General features: G+C 60.8%; 16 protein-coding genes. 11 read left to right on the top strand and 5 right to left on the bottom strand.

Annotation, left to right across the window (positions count from 1 at the left end):
• From D8U70_RS26665 to D8U70_RS26690, 6 genes are all read left to right on the top strand, one after another.
• The coding region (locus D8U70_RS26665; RefSeq protein WP_130930121.1) for a BolA/IbaG family iron-sulfur metabolism protein at positions 1-159 on the top strand (159 nt) is incomplete at its 5' end.
• A gap of 297 nt (positions 160-456) precedes the next feature.
• Positions 457-1,398: a rhodanese-related sulfurtransferase gene (locus D8U70_RS26670; protein WP_041478261.1), complete on the top strand. Its 942-nt coding sequence runs from the start codon at positions 457-459 to the stop codon at positions 1,396-1,398.
• Positions 1,399-1,433: 35 nt separating this feature from the next.
• Positions 1,434-2,036 (top strand): DsbA family protein, encoded by a 603-nt coding sequence (locus D8U70_RS26675; protein ID WP_177434006.1) that lies wholly within the window; start codon positions 1,434-1,436, stop codon positions 2,034-2,036.
• A complete protein-coding gene (locus D8U70_RS26680) occupies positions 2,029-3,846 on the top strand; it encodes an ABC transporter ATP-binding protein (RefSeq protein WP_076563770.1) in 1,818 nt (605 codons plus the stop codon). Before D8U70_RS26675 ends, D8U70_RS26680 begins: the two co-directional genes overlap by 8 nt.
• A gap of 137 nt (positions 3,847-3,983) precedes the next feature.
• Entirely contained in the window at positions 3,984-6,443 is a 2,460-nt protein-coding gene (locus tag D8U70_RS26685; RefSeq protein WP_071173173.1) for an EAL domain-containing protein, read from the top strand.
• Positions 6,444-6,489: 46 nt separating this feature from the next.
• Positions 6,490-7,284 (top strand): iron-containing redox enzyme family protein, encoded by a 795-nt coding sequence (locus tag D8U70_RS26690; protein ID WP_130930123.1) that lies wholly within the window; start codon positions 6,490-6,492, stop codon positions 7,282-7,284.
• A gap of 102 nt (positions 7,285-7,386) precedes the next feature.
• Here the strand turns inward: D8U70_RS26690 and D8U70_RS26695 are convergent, their stop codons facing one another.
• Positions 7,387-8,313 (bottom strand): GGDEF domain-containing protein, encoded by a 927-nt coding sequence (locus D8U70_RS26695; protein ID WP_024013877.1) that lies wholly within the window; start codon positions 8,311-8,313, stop codon positions 7,387-7,389.
• A 157-nt stretch (positions 8,314-8,470) separates the two neighbouring features.
• Here D8U70_RS26695 and D8U70_RS26700 point away from each other — a divergent pair, with 157 nt between their 5' ends.
• The gene (locus D8U70_RS26700) at positions 8,471-8,689 is read left to right on the top strand and encodes a hypothetical protein (RefSeq protein WP_130930124.1); all 219 of its coding nucleotides are present in this window, start codon (positions 8,471-8,473) and stop codon (positions 8,687-8,689) included.
• Here the strand turns inward: D8U70_RS26700 and D8U70_RS26705 are convergent.
• The 4 genes from D8U70_RS26705 to D8U70_RS26720 all read right to left on the bottom strand — a co-directional run bounded on the left by D8U70_RS26705 (position 8,676) and on the right by D8U70_RS26720 (position 12,431).
• Entirely contained in the window at positions 8,676-9,416 is a 741-nt protein-coding gene (locus tag D8U70_RS26705) for a YciK family oxidoreductase (protein ID WP_024013876.1), read from the bottom strand. The genes D8U70_RS26700 and D8U70_RS26705 overlap by 14 nt on opposite strands.
• Positions 9,417-9,663: 247 nt before the next feature.
• The gene (gene mupP, locus D8U70_RS26710; protein WP_073472346.1) at positions 9,664-10,335 is read right to left on the bottom strand and encodes an N-acetylmuramic acid 6-phosphate phosphatase MupP; all 672 of its coding nucleotides are present in this window, start codon (positions 10,333-10,335) and stop codon (positions 9,664-9,666) included.
• 4 nt (positions 10,336-10,339) lie between these two features.
• Positions 10,340-11,038, bottom strand: a complete 699-nt coding sequence (gene ubiG, locus D8U70_RS26715; RefSeq protein WP_024013875.1) for a bifunctional 2-polyprenyl-6-hydroxyphenol methylase/3-demethylubiquinol 3-O-methyltransferase UbiG — start codon at positions 11,036-11,038, stop codon at positions 10,340-10,342.
• A 58-nt stretch (positions 11,039-11,096) separates the two neighbouring features.
• Positions 11,097-12,431 (bottom strand): TRZ/ATZ family hydrolase, encoded by a 1,335-nt coding sequence (locus D8U70_RS26720; protein ID WP_130930125.1) that lies wholly within the window; start codon positions 12,429-12,431, stop codon positions 11,097-11,099.
• Positions 12,432-12,539: 108 nt separating this feature from the next.
• On the opposite strand from D8U70_RS26720, the gene mtnA reads away from it, so the two are divergent.
• The 4 genes from mtnA to pheA form a co-directional block, all read left to right on the top strand.
• A complete protein-coding gene (mtnA, locus tag D8U70_RS26725) occupies positions 12,540-13,616 on the top strand; it encodes an S-methyl-5-thioribose-1-phosphate isomerase (RefSeq protein WP_076563766.1) in 1,077 nt (358 codons plus the stop codon).
• 423 nt (positions 13,617-14,039) lie between these two features.
• The gene (gene gyrA, locus D8U70_RS26730; protein ID WP_056788344.1) at positions 14,040-16,694 is read left to right on the top strand and encodes a DNA gyrase subunit A; all 2,655 of its coding nucleotides are present in this window, start codon (positions 14,040-14,042) and stop codon (positions 16,692-16,694) included.
• A 229-nt stretch (positions 16,695-16,923) separates the two neighbouring features.
• Positions 16,924-18,009, top strand: coding sequence for a 3-phosphoserine/phosphohydroxythreonine transaminase (serC, locus tag D8U70_RS26735; RefSeq protein WP_038860448.1), 1,086 nt, complete (start codon positions 16,924-16,926; stop codon positions 18,007-18,009).
• On the top strand, positions 18,009-18,343 hold a 335-nt coding region (gene pheA, locus D8U70_RS26740; RefSeq protein WP_130930126.1), incomplete at its 3' end, for a chorismate mutase. The genes serC and pheA, both read left to right, overlap by 1 nt.

Below are 18,343 nucleotides of genomic sequence, written 5' to 3' on the forward strand. Positions count from 1 at the left end.
CTGAACCGGGTCAAGCGCCACCAGAAAGTCTACGGCACGCTCGGCGAGCTGATGGGCGAGTTCCATGCGTTGGCGCTGCACACCTACACCCCGCAGGAATGGGCAGAGATCGACGGCGCTCCGGCGTCGCCGACCTGTGCTGGCGGTAGCAAGCACTGATTTTGGATATGGCGGGATTTTTGTGGCGAGGGGATTTATCCCCGTTCGGCTGCGCAGCAGTCGTAAACCCTGTAACCACGGTCCTGGCAGAAGGAACGGGGCTGAATGGGTTTAGGGTTGCTTCGCCACCCAACGGTGATAAATCCCCTCGCCACAGGTTTTGTGTTGTCACAGAAGACTGAGTAAATCCAAAACACATCATGTTTTTGCTAGAATCCGCAACGCGCCGCTTAGCCGGCGCGTTTTTTTTTGAATCCGGTTCACCCTTTGCGAGGGTAGCCACCTGGAGAAATACCCATGACACAACCGATTGTCGTGGCGGCACTGTACAAGTTCGTCACCCTCGAAGATTACGTTGACCTGCGCGAGCCACTGCTGCAAGCGATGGTCGACAACGGCATCAAAGGCACTCTGCTGATCGCCGAAGAAGGCATCAACGGCACGGTTTCCGGCAGCCGCGAAGGCATCGACGGCCTGCTCGCCTGGCTCAAGAACGATCCGCGCATGGTCGACATCGACCACAAGGAATCGTACTGCGACGAACAGCCGTTCTATCGCACCAAGGTCAAGCTGAAGAAAGAGATCGTCACCCTTGGCGTTGAAGGCGTTGACCCGAACAAGAAGGTCGGCACCTACGTCGAACCGCAGGACTGGAACGCGCTGATCAGCGACCCGGAAGTGCTGCTGATCGACACGCGCAACGATTACGAAGTGTCGATCGGCACCTTCGAAGGCGCCATCGATCCGAAAACCACCAGTTTTCGCGAGTTTCCCGACTACATCAAAGAACACTTCGACCCGGCCGTGCACAAGAAGGTCGCGATGTTCTGCACCGGCGGCATCCGCTGCGAGAAAGCCTCGAGCTACATGCTCGGCGAGGGCTTCGAAGAGGTTTACCACCTCAAGGGCGGCATCCTGAAGTACCTCGAAGAGGTGCCGCAGGAAGAAACCAAATGGCGCGGCGACTGCTTCGTCTTCGACAACCGCGTCACCGTGCGTCACGACCTGACGGAAGGCGACTACGATCAATGTCATGCCTGCCGCACGCCGGTCAGCGTTGAAGATCGCGCCTCCGAGCACTACGTCGCCGGCATCAGTTGCCCGCATTGCTGGGACAAGCTCAGCGAGAAAACCCGGCGCAGCGCCATCGATCGGCAAAAGCAGATCGAACTGGCCAAGGCACGCAATCAGCCGCACCCGATCGGCTACAACTATAAGCAAGCATCTTCCGAGGCTTAACCATGTCTGCGCGCCTGCTCTATGTGATGGATCCGATGTGTTCATGGTGCTGGGGGTTTGCTCCGGTGGCCAAGGCACTGGTCGAGCAGGCACAGGCAGCCGGAGTCGAGCTGCATCTGGTGGTCGGCGGGTTGCGCACCGGCAGCGGTTCGGCGCTGGAGCCGACCACGCGGCGCTACATTCTCGAGCACTGGCAAGCGGTCACCGAGGCCACCGGCCAGCCGTTCAAGTTCGACGGTGCGTTGCCTGACGGTTTTGTCTACGACACCGAGCCTGCCTGTCGCGCCATTGTCACCGCGCGCAGTCTGGCGCCGGATTGCGCGTGGGCATTGGTCGGGCTGATCCAGCAGGCGTTTTACGCCGAAGGTCGCGATGTCACTCAGGCCAGCGTGCTGGTCGAACTGGCGGAGCAGGCCGGTGTGCCGCGTATCGAATTCGCGGCGTTGTTCGATCATGCCGATCAGCACAAGGCCACCCAGGCCGATTTCACCTGGGTGCAGGACTTGGGAATCGCCGGTTTTCCGACCCTGCTGGCCGAGCGCAACGGGCAACTGGCGCTGCTCACCAACGGTTATCAACCGCTCAGCGAGCTGTCGCCGTTGCTCGGCCGCTGGCTGGAGCGCGCGGCCTGTGTCTGACCGCGCCGATGACACGCCAGCCGTAGAGCGTGTCGACCGGCTGAGCTGGGCTGAAGTCCGGCGTCTGGCACTGCATCACAAGAAATCCCTGTGGATCGCCAACGGCGTGGCCGTGCTGGCGACGCTGTGCAGCGTGCCGATCCCGTTGCTGCTGCCGTTGCTGGTCGACGAAGTGCTGCTCGGCCACGGCGATGCCGCGCTGAAAGTCATGAACCATTTCCTGCCGAGCATGTGGCAGCAGGCGGCGGGTTATATCGGCCTGATGCTGGTGGTGACCCTGACCTTGCGTTGCAGCGCCCTGTGTTTTGGCGTGTTGCAGTCGCGGCTGTTTGCGCGCTTGGCCAAGGACATCGTCTACCGCATTCGCGTACGCCTGATCGAGCGGCTCAAGCGCATTTCCCTCGGCGAATACGAAAGCCTCGGCAGCGGCACGGTAACCACGCATTTGGTCACCGATCTGGATACCCTCGACAAATTCGTCGGCGAAACCCTCAGCCGCTTCCTCGTCGCGATGCTGACCCTGGTCGGCACCGCCAGCATTCTGATGTGGATGCACTGGAAGCTGGCGCTGCTGATTCTGCTGTTCAACCCGTTGGTGATCTACGCCACGGTACAGTTGGGCAAACGCGTCAAGCATCTGAAGAAGCTGGAGAACGACAGCACCTCGCGCTTCACCCAGGCACTGAGCGAAACCCTCGATGCGATTCAGGAAGTGCGCGCCGGCAACCGCCAGGGCTATTTCCTCGGGCGCCTCGGTTTGCGCGCGCAGGAGGTGCGCAACTACGCAGTCAACTCGCAGTGGAAAACCGACGCCTCGAACCGCGCCAGTGGTTTGCTGTTCCAGTTCGGCATCGACATCTTCCGCGCGGCGGCGATGCTCACCGTGCTGTTTTCCGACCTGTCGATCGGGCAGATGCTCGCGGTGTTCAGTTACCTGTGGTTCATGATCGGCCCGGTCGAACAGCTGCTCAATCTGCAATACGCCTACTACGCAGCGGGCGGTGCGCTGACGCGGATCAATGAATTGCTGGCGCGCGCCGACGAGCCGCAGTATCCCGGCGGCGTCGATCCGTTCAAGGGACGCGACACCGTCGGCATCGAGGTGCAAGGCCTGAGTTTCGGTTATGGCGACGAGTTGGTGCTGGATCAGATGAACCTGTCGATCCTGCCCGGCGAAAAAGTCGCGATCGTCGGCGCCAGCGGCGGCGGCAAAAGTACCTTGGTGCAGTTGCTGCTGGGCCTGTACACGCCAGCGGCCGGGACCATCCGCTTTGGCGGGTCGACCCAGCAGGAGATCGGTCTGGAGACGGTGCGCGAGAACGTCGCGGTGGTGCTGCAGCATCCGGCGCTGTTCAACGACAGCGTGCGCGCCAACCTGACCATGGGCCGCATGCGCAGCGACGAAGCCTGTTGGCAGGCGCTGGAAATCGCGCAGATGGCCGCGACCATCCGCGCGCTGCCCGCTGGTCTCGACAGCATCGTCGGGCGTTCCGGCGTGCGCTTGTCCGGCGGTCAGCGCCAGCGTCTGGCGATTGCGCGGATGATTCTCGCCGAGCCGAAAGTGGTGATTCTCGACGAAGCCACCTCGGCCCTCGACGCCGCCACCGAGTACAACCTGCACCAGGCGATGGCGAAGTTTCTCCATGGCCGCACCACGCTGATCATTGCCCATCGGCTGTCGGCGGTGAAACAGGCGGACCGCGTGCTGGTGTTCGACGGCGGGCAGATCGCCGAGGACGGCGACCATCGCCAACTGATCGCCGACGGCGGTCTGTACGCCAAGCTCTACGGCAACTTGCAACAGCACTGATCGAAACCCTCGCCGACCTGTCAGAGGTTCTGCGCGCGGTGTAACGCCGCGCCTTGCCTTGAACGAGAACCCCACCTAGTCTCGTCATAGCGAATTCGCCCGGAAGGCGAGCGGGCAGTGCTCATGCAAGGACTCTCATGAAGCAAAAGCAGACTCTGGGAACACCACGGTTGTTGGGTATCGTCTGGCCCTTTATTGCTGTCGTGGTGTTCCAGGCATTACTGGGGGGCGTGAGCCTTTACGTGCTTTCGGCCGTGCGTGGCTACGTCGCTGGCGAAAGCCTGTGGTCAAAGGGCCAGAAAGACGCCATCTATTACCTCAACCTCTACGCCGACAGCCGTGACGAGGCGATCTATCGCAAATACCTGACGGCGATCGCCGTGCCCCAGGGCGGGCACCAATTGCGTCTGGCGCTGGATCGTCAGCCGCCGGATCTGCAAGCGGCGCGTGAAGGCATTCTCAAGGGCGGTAATCATCCGGACGATGTCTCCAGCGTCATCTGGCTGTACCTCAATTTTCGCCACTACAGTTATCTGGAAACCGCGATCGATCGCTGGACGATTGGCGATGCCTATCTCGACCGACTGCACGAAGTCGCGCAGGAGATGCACCAAGGCATTGCGCAGAACCAGGCCAGTCCCGGCGATGTGCAGCGCTGGAAGTTACAGATCTTCGCCATCAACGATGCAGTCACCCCAGCCGCCAGAGCCTTCAGCGATGCCTTGGGCGAAGGCTCGCGGGTGATCATGCGCCTGCTGCTGTTCACCAACCTGGCCACCGCGCTGGGTCTGATCGCGCTGGCGCTGTGGCGCACGCACAAACTGCTCAAGCAGCGCCATGAGTTCGCCCAGGCGCTGCAACTGGAAAAGGATCGCGCGCATATCACGCTGCAGTCGATTGGTGATGGCGTGATCACCACCGACGTCAACGGCGCGATCGATTACATGAACCCCGCCGCCGAGGCCATGACGCACTGGAAGGCCGAGCAGGCGGCGGGGCTGCCGTTGTCGGCGCTGTTCAACCTGCTCGACGATAACGCCCAGACCGAAGGGCTGACGTTGATCGAGCACATTCTCAGTGGCCAGCTCAGCGGCGGCAGCGAACATTCCAAGCTGATCCAGCGGCTGGACGGCAGCACCCTGTCGGTGACACTGGTCGGAGCGCCGATCCGCAATGCCGGCAACGTCAGCGGCACGGTGCTGGTGCTGCACGACATGACCCAGGAGCGGCAGTACATCGCCAATCTGTCCTGGCAGGCGACCCACGATGCCCTGACCGGGCTGGCCAACCGCCGCGAATTCGAATATCGCCTCGAACAGGCCTTGCACAACCTGACACGCCAGCCCGGCCGGCACGCGCTGATGTTCCTCGATCTCGACCAGTTCAAACTGGTCAACGACACCTGCGGGCACGCGGCGGGCGATGAACTGCTGCGGCACATCTGCACGCTGCTGCAATCAGATCTGCGCGAGGGCGATACCCTGGCGCGACTGGGCGGCGACGAATTCGGGATTTTGCTCGAGAACTGCCCGCCGGACATCGCCGAGAAGATTGCCGAAAGCCTGCGCCAGACCGTGCAGAACCTGCATTTTGTCTGGAAGGGGCGGCCCTTCCTGACCACCGTCAGTATCGGCCTGGTGCACGTGGCGCAGAATCCGACCACCCTTGAAGCTTCCCTGCGCGCGGCGGACATGGCCTGCTACATGGCCAAGGAAAAAGGCCGCAACCGCGTGCAGGTCTACCATGCCGATGATTCCGAACTGTCGATGCGCTTCGGTGAAATGGCCTGGGTGCAGCGCCTGCACATGGCGCTGGAAGAAAACCGCTTTTGCCTTTACGCCCAACAGATCGCGCCGCTCAAGCCGCAACCCGGCCAGGCCGGGCACATCGAAATACTCCTGCGTTTGCATGATGAATCCGGGCGGATGATTTTGCCTGACAGCTTTATTCCGGCAGCGGAGCGATATGGTTTGATGACCCAGTTAGATCGCTGGGTAGTTGAAAATGTTTTCAAGGTTATTGCCCAGTGTATTGAACAGGAACATGAACTTCCTTTGGCGATGTGTGCGATTAATCTGTCAGGCATTACTATAGGAGATGACGCGTTTTTGCACTTCCTGCGGGAACAGTTTGTTAACTACGCTATACCGCCTGAAATGATTTGTTTTGAAATTACTGAAACCAGTGCAATCGCTAATCTTGGCAGTGCAATTCGTTTTATCAATGAACTCAAAGGCTTAGGTTGTCACTTTTCTCTGGATGACTTTTGTGCCGGAATGTCTTCATTCGCTTACTTGAAACATTTGCCTGTAGACTTCCTGAAGATCGACGGGAGTTTCGTCAAGGATATGCTGGACGACCCGATTAATCGGGCAATGGTCGAAGTGATCAATCACATCGGCCATGTTATGGGTAAGCAGACAATTGCCGAGTTTGTTGAAACTAACCAGATCGAACAGGCATTGCTTGAAATAGGTGTGGATTACGCTCAAGGGTATGTCATCGAGCGTCCGCAGTTGTTTACCTGTGACAGTTTGCAAAGTCGTCCTGCCAGACCGCAGCCGTTGTTGTTCAAAGCGCCTGGCACGTTCCGTTGAAGTCTCTCGCCGATCCTTGCCATCACAACTCAAAAGGAGCCGAACAGTGATCGACACATTCAACCGAACCGGACCCCTCATGGAAGCTGCAAGTTATCCTGCCTGGGCGCAACAGCTCATGAAGGATTGCAGCGAGAGCAAGCGCCGGGTTGTCGAACATGAACTTTATCAGCGCATGCGCGACAACAGACTCAGCGCGAAAACCATGCGCCAGTACCTGATCGGTGGCTGGCCGGTGGTCGAGCAATTTGCCTTGTACATGGCGCAGAACCTGACCAAGACACGCTTTGCCCGCCATCCCGGCGAAGACATGGCGCGGCGCTGGCTGATGCGCAACATCCGCGTCGAACTCAACCATGCCGACTACTGGATGCACTGGAGTCGCGCCCATGGCGTCAGCCTCGAAGATCTCCAGGCCCAGCAAGTGCCGCCGGAGCTGCACGCGCTGAGTCACTGGTGCTGGCACACCAGCTCGGCGGATTCGCTGATCGTGGCGATTGCCGCGACCAACTATGCGATCGAGGGCGCGACCGGGGAGTGGTCAGCGGTGGTCTGCTCGACCGGGGTCTACGCGGCGGCGTTCCCGGAAGAAGATCGCAAACGGGCGATGAAGTGGTTGAAGATGCACGCCCAGTACGACGACGCCCATCCGTGGGAAGCGCTGGAAATCATCTGCACCCTGGCCGGCATGAACCCGAGCAAGGCTTTGCAGGCGGAATTGCGGCAGGCGATCTGCAAGAGTTATGACTACATGTACCTGTTCCTGGAGCGGTGCATGCAGCTTGAGACTTCGGAGCGCCTGCTGCTCAACCGCGAGCGCCGGACCGTAACCGAAAGCTGATCGAACTGTGGGAGCGAGCCTGCTCGCGAAAGCGGTGGGTCATGCAACGAATCGTTGTCTGACACTCCCTCTTCGCGAGCAGGCTCGCTCCCACAATGATTTTTAGCCGGCCATCGCCAGCCGGTTCCGCCCCTCGCGCTTTGCGACATAGAGCGCACTGTCGGCCCGGCGCAGCAAGCTGTCGGCCGACTCGCCCGGCAGTAACGTCGAGCAACCCAGGCTCACGGTGATCTCGATCAACTGGCCATCGGCAAAATATTCCTCCGACTGCGTCGCCTGGCGCAAACGCTCGCCGACCATCGCCGCCGCCTCGCGACCGGTGTTGGACAGCAGGATCAGAAACTCCTCGCCGCCATAACGGAACACCATGTCGACGTTGCGCAGTTGCGCCTTGATCGACGCGGCAATGGCTCTGAGCACCTCATCGCCGGCACCATGACCGTGGTCATCATTGACCCGTTTGAAATGGTCGATGTCGAGCATCAGTACCGACAGCGGCTGCGCATGGCGGCGCGACATGTCGATCTCGCGCTGCAAGGTCTGCTCCATGGCCACCCGGTTGCCGGCACCGGTCAACGGGTCGCGCAAGGCACTTTGCGTTGCGGCGCGATAGAGCAGGGCGTTGCGCATCGGGTACAGCAGGCAGGACAGCAGCGACTCGAGATCGCCCTGTTCCTTGTCGTTGAAACGCTGATTGCGGCGGAAGACCAGCTCGCCCATGTGCTCGCCTTCGTGGCTCAGGGTGTAGCTGACCGAGTGGTGGCCGCGCGCGCCGAACTCCAGGCGCAAGTCGCTGGCCTGATGCACATAGCTCAGCGCGTCCAGTGGCACCAGGCGTTGGATTTCGCGGAAGAACAGGCCAAGGATGCGCTGAGGCTCCAGGCTGGTTTGCAGTTGCAGGCTCATTTGCTGACGCAGTTGCGCCAGGCTGGTCGGGCGCTCGATCAGCGCCGGTAGTTGACCGAAGCCCAGGCGCTGCAATTTGGCACTGTCAAAGTCAATTGCATGGGTCTGGGAAGGAGATTTCATATGGCGTGAGCCCCTAAGCAGTAAGTCTGTCTTACAGGCTGGGTGAGAGCGGCTATGGGCTGCGCGTCGTACTGATCCATCAGTCCCGTAGGACGTTTGGCGTAAGTTTAGTCTGCCGCAAGACGATCAGTCAGCTATCGAAATCGGCGTTTGCCCCATGGCCATCACACGGCATGTTTTGAGGGAATTTAGAGCGAAAGGCGTGCCATTCGGTTCGATTTTATTTAAAGCTTTTCGAATCAAGGACTTGCTGGTGAGGGCGGGGTTGCGGCGCTGGATTCCTGACGGCTTTGTGACGGTTATGAGCGGCAATGGCTTGCCGCGACAGCATTCTGCCGCGGCAACAAATGCGACGTATGGCGTTATTGGGCGTTGAAAGCCTGGCCATTGACGCCCGCGCTGTCCGGGCCCATCAGGTACAGATACACCGGCATGATCTCTTCCGGTGTCGGATTGTTCAGCGGATTTTCCCCCGGATAAGCCTGCGCGCGCATGCTGGTGCGCGTACCGCCCGGGTTGATGCTGTTGGAGCGTACCGGCGCGACGCCTTCCACTTCATCGGCCAGGGTTTGCATCAGGCCCTCGGTGGCAAATTTCGACACACCGTAAGCGCCCCAATATGCACGGCCCTTGCGCCCGACGCTGCTCGAGGTGAACACCACCGAAGCATCCTGGGACAGCTTGAGCAACGGCAGCAGGGTGCTGGTCAGCATGAACATCGCGTTCACGTTGACCTGCATGACGCGCATGAAGTTTTCGCCGGAGAGTTGCTCGATCGGCGTGCGCGGGCCGATGATCGAAGCGTTGTGCAGCAGGCCGTCGAGATGGCCGAACTCGGTTTCGATCATCGCTGCCAGCTCATCATATTGATGGGGCAGGGCGGTCTCGAGGTTGAACGGGATGACCGCCGGTTGCGGGTGGCCCGCTGCTTCGATTTCGTCGTAGACCTCGGTCAGATTGGCTTCGGTCTTGCCCAGCAGCAGCACGGTGGCACCGTGGGCGGCATAGGTTTTCGCCGCAGCTGCGCCAATGCCACGGCCGGCACCGGTGACCAGAATGACCCGATCCTTGAGCAATTCAGGGCGAGCGGTGTAATCAAACATAAAAACCTCATAGTCCATTTCATGAAGACCTGCTTCACCCAGTGGCGAGGGGATTTATCCCCGTTCGGCGGCGAAGCCGTCGCAAAACCTGTGTGTCACATCGCCTGGATAAAAGCGGGGGCCGCTTCGCAGCCCAGCGGGGATAAATCCCCTCGCCACACAGGGAGCTTGCAACATTCAGGTCGGTAGCTGCACAACCCAGCGGGGATAAATCCCCTCGCCACACAGGGAGCTTGCAACAGTCAGGTCAGCAGCTGCACAGCGCGCTGTCGAGTACCTTGCGCAACTCCAGCGGGTGATCCACTACCACGTCCGCCCCCCAGTGTCGTGGGTTGTCGTCCGGGTGGATGTAGCCGTAGGTCACCGCAGCGGTTTTGGTGCCGGCATCGCGACCCGATTCGATATCACGTAGATCATCGCCGATAAACAGCACGGTCGACGGATCCAGATCAAGCATCTTGCAGGCGAGGATCAGTGGCTCAGGGTCCGGCTTGCTGTTCTTCACATGATCCGGGCAGATCAGCAGCGCCGAACGCTCGGCCAGCCCCAGACGCTGCATGATCGGCTCGGCGAAGCGCACCGGTTTGTTGGTGACCACGCCCCAGATCAGGTTGGCCTTTTCGATATCGGCGAGCAGTTCGCCCATGCCGTCGAACAGTTTACTGTGCACTGCGCAACCGACCAGGTAGCGCTCGAGAAACTCCTGGCGCAGCTCCTCGAAACCCGGCGATTCCGGATCCATCGAAAACGTCACCGCGACCATGGCCTTGGCCCCGCCGGAAATCTCGTCGCGGATGTGCTTGTCGTTGATCGGCGGCAGACCGCGATCGGCGCGCATTGCCTGGCAGATGGCGATGAAGTCCGGCGCGGTGTCGAGCAGGGTGCCGTCCATGTCGAAAAGTACCGCTCTGATGGCCATCGGCTTATTCCTCGCGCAGGGTCTGGATCATGTAGTTGACGTCAACGTCGTTGGCCAGCTTGTAATGCTTGGTCAGCGGGTTGTAGGTCAGGCCGATGATGTCCTTGACGGTCAGCCCAGCCATGCGGCTCCACGCGCCGAGCTCGGACGGGCGGATGAATTTCTTGAAGTCGTGGGTGCCGCGCGGCAGCAGCTTCATGATGTATTCGGCGCCGATGATCGCGAACAGGTACGCCTTCGGGTTGCGGTTGATGGTCGAGAAGAACACCTGGCCGCCCGGCTTGACCATGCGGAAGCAGGCACGGATTACCGAGGATGGATCCGGCACGTGCTCGAGCATTTCCAGGCAGGTGACCACGTCGAACTGCTCGGGCATTTCGTCGGCGAGGGCTTCGGCCGTGATCTGCCGGTATTCGACGCTGACCCCGGATTCCAGCTGATGCAGTTGTGCGACCGCCAGTGGCGCTTCGCCCATGTCGATGCCCATCACCGTGGCGCCACGCTGAGCCATGGCTTCGCTGAGGATGCCGCCGCCGCAGCCGACGTCGAGGACTTTCTTGCCGGCCAGATTGACTCGTTCGTCGATCCAGTTGACCCGCAGTGGGTTGATGTCGTGCAGCGGCTTGAATTCGCTTTCGCGGTCCCACCAGCGATGGGCCAGGGCCTCGAATTTGGCGATTTCGGCGTGGTCGACGTTGCTCATGTTCAATTCCTCGAAAAACCTGAAAAGGGCTGTAGCCGCGGATATTGCGCCGCGGTGTTTACGATTCGGTGTGGCCGCTGATGCGCTGGCCCCAATGGCGAGCGGTCTCGCCCAGCTGTTGTTCGTCCATGCGGGTCAGGCGCCGGTCGTCGAGCAGTTGCTTGCCGGCAACCCACAGGTGTTTCACGCAATCACGCCCGGTCGCATAGATCAGCTGCGACACCGGGTCATACACCGGTTGCTGCGCCAGGCCGGACAGGTCGAAAGCGACGATGTCTGCGGCTTTGCCGATCTCCAGCGAGCCGACCTGCGCCTCGATCCCCAGCGCACGCGCGCCATTGAGGGTGGCCATGCGCAAGGCGCGATGGGCGTCCAGCGCGGTGGCAGAGCCGGCGACGGCTTTGGCCAGCAGGGCGGCGGTGCGGGTTTCGCCGAGCAGGTCCAGATCATTGTTGCTCGCCGCGCCATCGGTGCCGACGGCAACGTTCACCCCAGCCTGCCACAAACGTTCGACCGGGCAGAAGCCGCTGGCCAGTTTCAGATTGGATTCCGGGCAGTGGATCACGCTGCTGTTGCTTTCTACCAGCAGCGCGAGGTCGTCATCGCTGATCTGGGTCATGTGCACCGCCTGGAAGCGCGGGCCGAGCAGGCCAAGGCGGCCCAGGCGCGCCAGTGGCCGTTCGCCGGTTTGCTCGACGGCCTGCTGCACTTCGAATGCGGTTTCATGCACATGCATGTGGATCGAGGCGTCCAACTCCTCGGCGATGACCCTGATTTTTTCCAGATTCTCATCACCGACGGTGTAGGGTGCATGCGGGCCGAAAGTAATCTTGATGCGTTCGTGATGCTTGAGATCGCCGAACAATTCGACGCCCTGACGAATGGCTTCGTCGGCACTGCTGGCGCCGGGGATCGAGAAATCGAGGATCGGAATGGCGATCTGCGCACGGATGCCGCTGTTGTGTACGCGCTCGCTGGCGACTTTCGGGAAAAAGTACATGTCAGAGAAGCAAGTGATGCCGCCCTTGATCTGCTCGGCGATGGCCAGATCGGTGCCGTCGCGGACGAAATCCTCATCGACCCATTTGCCCTCGGCCGGCCAGATGTGGTTTTCCAGCCAGGTCATCAGCGGCAGATCGTCAGCCAGGCCACGGAACAGCGTCATCGCCGCGTGGCCGTGGGCATTGATCAGTCCCGGCGCCAACAGAACATCCGGCAGTTCGCGGATTTCTGTCGCGTTACACTTCAACGCTTCGGCGCGCGGGCCGATAAACACGATGCAACCGTCACGGATGCCCAGGCCGTGCTCCTTGAGCACCACGCCTGCCGGTTCGACGGGGACCAGCCAGGTCGGCAGCAATAACAGGTCGAGCGCAATGGCAGGTTTCGGCATCGAGGGTCGGTTCCAGTGCTTTTGTAAAGGATGGCGAAGTATACCCGAGCGTCTTCGCGGGGGGATCGCTATAATCGGCGGCTTTTGTTCATGAGTGCGGGGTGTGGGATGCGCGATCGACTGTTGGCTGCGGAGAAAGTAAAGGCCATCGATTGGCGTGATGGCGCGCTGCACCTGCTGGATCAGCGTATTTTGCCGTTCGAGGAAAACTGGATCGCCTACACCAGCGCCGCCGGCGTGGCCGAGGCGATTCGCTCGATGGTCGTGCGGGGTGCGCCGGCTATTGGCATCAGTGCGGCCTATGGCATCGTCCTCGCGGCGCGGGCGCGGATTGCCGAGGGCGGCGACTGGTACGCGGCGCTGGAAGAGGATTTCGCGCTGTTGGCCGATTCGCGTCCGACCGCGGTCAATCTGTTCTGGGCGCTGGGCCGCATGCACGATCGCCTGGATCGGCTGAAAAGCAACGCCGATCCGCTGGCGGCGCTGGAAGCCGAAGCCATCGCTATTCATGAAAGCGACCGCGAGGCCAACCTGACCATGGCGCAGCTTGGTGTCGACCTGATTCGCAAGCATCAGGGCAACGCTCAAGCCATCCTGACCCATTGCAATACCGGCGCGCTGGCCACCGGCGGGTTCGGTACTGCGCTGGGGGTGATCCGCGCTGCTTATATAGAAGGCATGGTCGAGCGCGTTTACGCCGATGAAACCCGGCCGTGGCTGCAAGGCTCGCGGCTGACCGCGTGGGAGCTGGCCAACGAAGGCATCCCGGTGACCCTGAACGCCGACTCCGCCGCCGCGCACATCATGAAAACCAAAGGCGTGACCTGGGTGATCGTCGGCGCTGACCGCATCACCGCCAATGGCGACGTGGCGAACAAGATCGGTACCTACCAACTGGCAGTCAACGCCATGCACCACGGCGTGCGCTTCATGGTCGTGGCGCCGAGTTCGACCATCGACATGAATCTGGCCAGCGGCGATGACATTCCGATCGAAGAGCGTGATGGCGCCGAGCTGCTTGAAGTTGGCGGTAAACGCGTCGGTGCCGATGTTGAAGCGTTCAACCCGGTGTTTGATGTCACCCCGGCAGATCTGATCGATGCGATCGTCACCGAAAAAGGCATCGTCGAACGCCCGGACACCGCGAAAATGGCCCAGCTGATGTGTCGCAAGCGCCTGCATTGACAGGCTTTGGTGTTGTGTTGAGCCATTCGCGAGCAGGCTCGCTCCCACAGGTTTGGTGAACGCCACTGGCCTGTGTGGGAGCGAGCCTGCTCGCGAAGAGGTCGGTAATGTCAATAAACATCGCTAATTCAGACCCCGATTTCACATTCAACCAAGCTCTGAGCCTCTCTCGTCCCCCTCAAGCCTGTCATCGGTCAACTAACTATGCTCCATGCGCATCTGGGGGATAGGTGCGTGGCGGCCTTTGTGATAACATCCGGCGTTTTCCGAGGCGGCTCCACCGAGCTGTCTTTACTGCGCAAATCCGCGATCCAATGTTGATTTGTCGTAAGTCGGCGCATGGCACTCGGCCGGCCCCGACGAGCTTCGTTGCTCCCACATGGATATGACGAAGTTTCACCAGAAAAAGGAATCAGGCTTCTCATGGGCGAACTGGCCAAAGAAATCCTCCCGGTCAATATCGAAGACGAGCTGAAACAGTCCTACCTCGACTACGCAATGAGCGTGATCGTCGGCCGTGCACTGCCGGATGCGCGCGATGGCCTCAAGCCCGTGCACCGTCGCGTACTGTTCGCGATGAGCGAGCTGGGCAACGACTACAACAAGCCGTACAAGAAATCTGCCCGTGTCGTCGGCGACGTGATCGGTAAGTATCACCCGCACGGCGACACTGCCGTGTACGACACCATCGTTCGTATGGCCCAGCCTTTCTCCCTGCGCTACCTGCTGGTCGACGGCCAGGGCAACTTCGGTTCGGTCGACGGCGACAACGCCGCGGCCATGCGATACACCGAAGTGCGCATGACCAAGCTGGCGCACGAGCTGCTGGCTGACCTGCACAAGGAAACCGTGGACTGGGTGCCGAACTACGACGGCACCGAACTGATCCCGGCAGTCATGCCGACCCGCGTGCCGAACCTGCTGGTCAACGGTTCCAGCGGTATCGCCGTGGGCATGGCGACCAACATTCCGCCGCATAACCTCGGTGAAGTCATCGACGGTTGCCTGGCCCTCATCGACAACCCCGAGCTGACCGTCGATGAGCTGATGCAATACATTCCCGGTCCGGACTTCCCGACGGCTGCGATCATCAACGGTCGCGCCGGCATCATCGAAGCCTATCGCACCGGTCGCGGGCGCATTTACATGCGTGCCCGCTCGATCATCGAAGACATCGACAAGGTCGGTGGCCGTCAGCAGATCGTCATCACCGAACTGCCTTACCAGTTGAACAAGGCGCGTCTGATCGAGAAGATCGCCGAACTGGTCAAGGAGAAGAAGCTCGAAGGCATCACCGAGCTGCGCGACGAGTCCGACAAGGACGGTATGCGTGTCGTGATCGAACTGCGTCGCGGCGAAGTGCCTGAGGTGATCCTCAACAACCTCTACGCCCAGACCCAGCTGCAATCGGTATTCGGCATCAACATCGTCGCGCTGATCGACGGCCGCCCACGCATCCTTAACCTCAAGGATCTGCTGGAAGCCTTCGTCCGTCACCGTCGCGAAGTGGTTACCCGCCGTACCGTGTTCGAACTGCGCAAGGCGCGCGAGCGTGGGCACATTCTCGAAGGTCAGGCTGTTGCGCTGTCGAACATCGACCCGGTGATCGCCCTGATCAAGGCGTCGCCAACGCCGTCGGAAGCCAAGGAAGCGCTGATCAGCACGCCTTGGGAATCCTCGGCTGTGGTGGCGATGGTTGAACGTGCCGGTGCCGATTCGTGCCGTCCGGAAAATCTCGATCCGCAATACGGTCTGCGTGAAGGCAAGTACTTCCTTTCGCCAGAACAGGCACAAGCGATTCTGGAATTGCGCCTGCACCGCCTGACCGGTCTGGAGCACGAGAAGCTGCTGGCCGAGTACCAGGAGATCCTCAACCAGATCGGCGAGCTGATCCGCATCCTCAACAGCGCTGTGCGCCTGATGGAAGTGATCCGCGAAGAGCTGGAAGTGATCCGCGCCGAATACGGCGACGTGCGCCGCACCGAAATTCTCGATGCCCGTCTCGACCTGACCCTGGGCGACATGATCCCGGAAGAAGAGCGCGTCGTGACCATCTCCCACGGTGGCTACGCCAAGACCCAGCCGCTGGCTGCGTACCAGGCTCAGCGTCGTGGCGGCAAAGGCAAATCGGCTACCGGCGTCAAGGATGAGGACTACATCGCTCACCTGCTGGTCGCCAACAGCCACACCACGCTGCTGCTGTTCTCCAGCAAGGGCAAGGTGTACTGGCTCAAGACCTACGAGATTCCGGAAGCATCCCGCGCGGCCCGTGGTCGTCCGCTGGTCAACCTGCTGCCGCTGGATGATGGTGAATACATCACCACCATGCTGCCGGTCGAGGAATACACCGAAGGTCACTACATCTTCATGGCCACCGCCAATGGCACCGTGAAGAAGACCCCGCTGGAATCCTTCAGCCGCCAGCGCAGCGTCGGTCTGATCGCGCTGGAGCTGGACGAAGGCGACGTGCTGATCTCTGCGGCCATCACCGATGGTGAGCGCGAAGTGATGCTGTTCTCCGATGGCGGCAAGGTCACCCGTTTCAAAGAGTCCGACGTGCGTGCCATGGGCCGTACCGCTCGCGGCGTGCGCGGCATGCGTCTGCCGGAAGGGCAGAAGCTGATTTCCATGCTGATCCCGGAAGAAGGCAGCCAGATCCTCACCGCTTCCGAGCGTGGTTATGGCAAGCGCACCGCGATCACCGAGTTCCCTGAGTACAAGCGTGGCGGCCAGGGCGTGATCGCCATGGTCAGCAACGAGCGTAACGGCCGTCTGGTCGGCGCAGTTCAGGTGCTCGACGGCGAAGAAATCATGCTGATCTCCGATCAGGGCACCCTGGTACGTACCCGTGTCGGCGAAGTGTCGAGCCTGGGTCGTAACACTCAGGGCGTGACGCTGATCAAGCTGGCCAAGGATGAAACCCTGGTCGGCCTGGAGCGGGTTCAGGAGCCTTCGGAAATCGAAGGCGAAGAGCTCGAAGGTGAAGAGGGCGAGGAAATCGCAGGCAGCGTCGGTATCGACGAGGCCGCAGACGACCAGCAACTCGACGCCGCAGCAGACGAAGAACCGCAGGAATAAGCGGACAAACGAGGGGGCGGATGAGAATTCGCCCCCTTGTTATTTGTCCGGTATGAAAATTTGCAACACTGCGGATGATCGTTCCCACGCTCTGCGTGGGAATGCCGCTGGGGACGCTCCGCGTCCCATGACGCAGAGCGTCATTGGATGCATTCCCACGCGGAGCGTTGGAACGATCAGCTGCAAACCAAAAGATTCAAGTGACCACCAAATCAGAGCGAGATTGGATGTGAGCAAGCGAGCCTATAACTTCTGCGCCGGTCCGGCGGCGCTGCCTGAAGCTGTCCTGCAGCGCGCCCAGGGTGAACTCCTTGATTGGCACGGCAAGGGTCTGTCGGTCATGGAAATGAGCCATCGCAGCGATGAGTTCGTGTCCATTGCCACCCAGGCCGAGCAGGATCTGCGTGACCTGCTGAATATCCCGTCGAACTACAAAGTGCTGTTTCTGCAGGGCGGCGCCAGCCAGCAGTTCGCACAGATCCCGTTGAACCTGTTGCCTGAAGGCGGCTCGGCCGACTACATCGACACCGGTATCTGGTCGCAGAAAGCCATCGAAGAAGCCTCGCGCTATGGCCACGTCAACGTTGCTGCCACTGCCAAGCCTTACGACTATTTCGCCATCCCAGGCCAGAACGAGTGGAACCTGTCGAAAGACGCCGCGTACGTTCACTACGCGCCGAACGAAACCATCGGCGGTCTGGAATTCCAGTGGATCCCGCAAACCGGTGACGTACCGCTGGTGGCGGACATGTCTTCGGACATCCTCTCGCGCCCGGTCGATATTTCGCGTTTCGGCATGATCTACGCCGGCGCGCAGAAGAACATCGGCCCGAGCGGCATCGTCGTCAACATCATCCGCGAAGACTTGCTCGGCAAGGCCCGCTCGCTGTGCCCGACCATGCTCAACTACAAGGTCGCCGCTGATAACGGTTCGATGTACAACACCCCGCCGACGCTGGCCTGGTACCTGTCCGGTCTGGTGTTCCAATGGCTGAAAGAGCAGGGCGGCGTTGAAGCGATCGCCAAACTCAACGACGTCAAGCAGCGCACCCTGTACGACTTCATCGATGCCAGCGGCCTCTACAGCAACCCGATCAACAAGTCGGATCGCTCGTGGATGAACGTGCCGTTCCGTCTGGCTGATGATCGTCTGGACAAGCCGTTCCTCGCCGGTGCCGACGAGCGCGGCCTGCTCAACCTCAAGGGCCACCGCTCGGTGGGCGGCATGCGCGCCTCCATCTACAACGCCGTCGACATCACCGCAGTTAACGCGCTGGTGGCGTACATGGCGGAATTCGAGAAGGAACACGGCTGATGTCCGAGCAAGAACTCAAGGCACTGCGCGTTCGCATCGACGCTCTGGACACCAAAGTCCTTGAGCTGATCAGTGAGCGTGCGCGTTGCGCCCAGGAAGTCGCCCGCGTGAAGATGGCCTCGCTGGCCGAAGGCGAAGTGCCGGTGTTCTATCGTCCCGAGCGCGAAGCTCAGGTGCTCAAGCGGGTGATGGAGCGCAATCAGGGGCCGCTGGGCAACGAAGAAATGGCGCGGCTGTTCCGCGAAATCATGTCCTCGTGCCTGGCGCTGGAGCAGCCACTGAAAGTGGCTTACCTCGGTCCTGAAGGCACTTTCACCCAAGCGGCAGCGATGAA

The organism is Pseudomonas sp. Sample_20 (genome assembly GCF_004307585.1).
Classification (GTDB): Bacteria; Pseudomonadota; Gammaproteobacteria; order Pseudomonadales; family Pseudomonadaceae; genus Aquipseudomonas; species Aquipseudomonas atacamensis.

Coding starts and splice junctions, on each gene's coding strand:
- mupP (WP_073472346.1), bottom strand. CDS start 10,335: ATGGCCATCAGAGCGGTACTTTTCGACATGGACGGCACCCTGCTCGAC.
- D8U70_RS26670 (WP_041478261.1), top strand. CDS start 457: ATGACACAACCGATTGTCGTGGCGGCACTGTACAAGTTCGTCACCCTC.
- D8U70_RS26700 (WP_130930124.1), top strand. CDS start 8,471: ATGGCCATCACACGGCATGTTTTGAGGGAATTTAGAGCGAAAGGCGTG.
- D8U70_RS26720 (WP_130930125.1), bottom strand. CDS start 12,431: ATGCCGAAACCTGCCATTGCGCTCGACCTGTTATTGCTGCCGACCTGG.
- D8U70_RS26675 (WP_177434006.1), top strand. CDS start 1,434: ATGTGTTCATGGTGCTGGGGGTTTGCTCCGGTGGCCAAGGCACTGGTC.
- gyrA (WP_056788344.1), top strand. CDS start 14,040: ATGGGCGAACTGGCCAAAGAAATCCTCCCGGTCAATATCGAAGACGAG.
- ubiG (WP_024013875.1), bottom strand. CDS start 11,038: ATGAGCAACGTCGACCACGCCGAAATCGCCAAATTCGAGGCCCTGGCC.
- D8U70_RS26705 (WP_024013876.1), bottom strand. CDS start 9,416: ATGTTTGATTACACCGCTCGCCCTGAATTGCTCAAGGATCGGGTCATT.
- mtnA (WP_076563766.1), top strand. CDS start 12,540: ATGCGCGATCGACTGTTGGCTGCGGAGAAAGTAAAGGCCATCGATTGG.
- D8U70_RS26695 (WP_024013877.1), bottom strand. CDS start 8,313: ATGAAATCTCCTTCCCAGACCCATGCAATTGACTTTGACAGTGCCAAA.
- D8U70_RS26685 (WP_071173173.1), top strand. CDS start 3,984: ATGAAGCAAAAGCAGACTCTGGGAACACCACGGTTGTTGGGTATCGTC.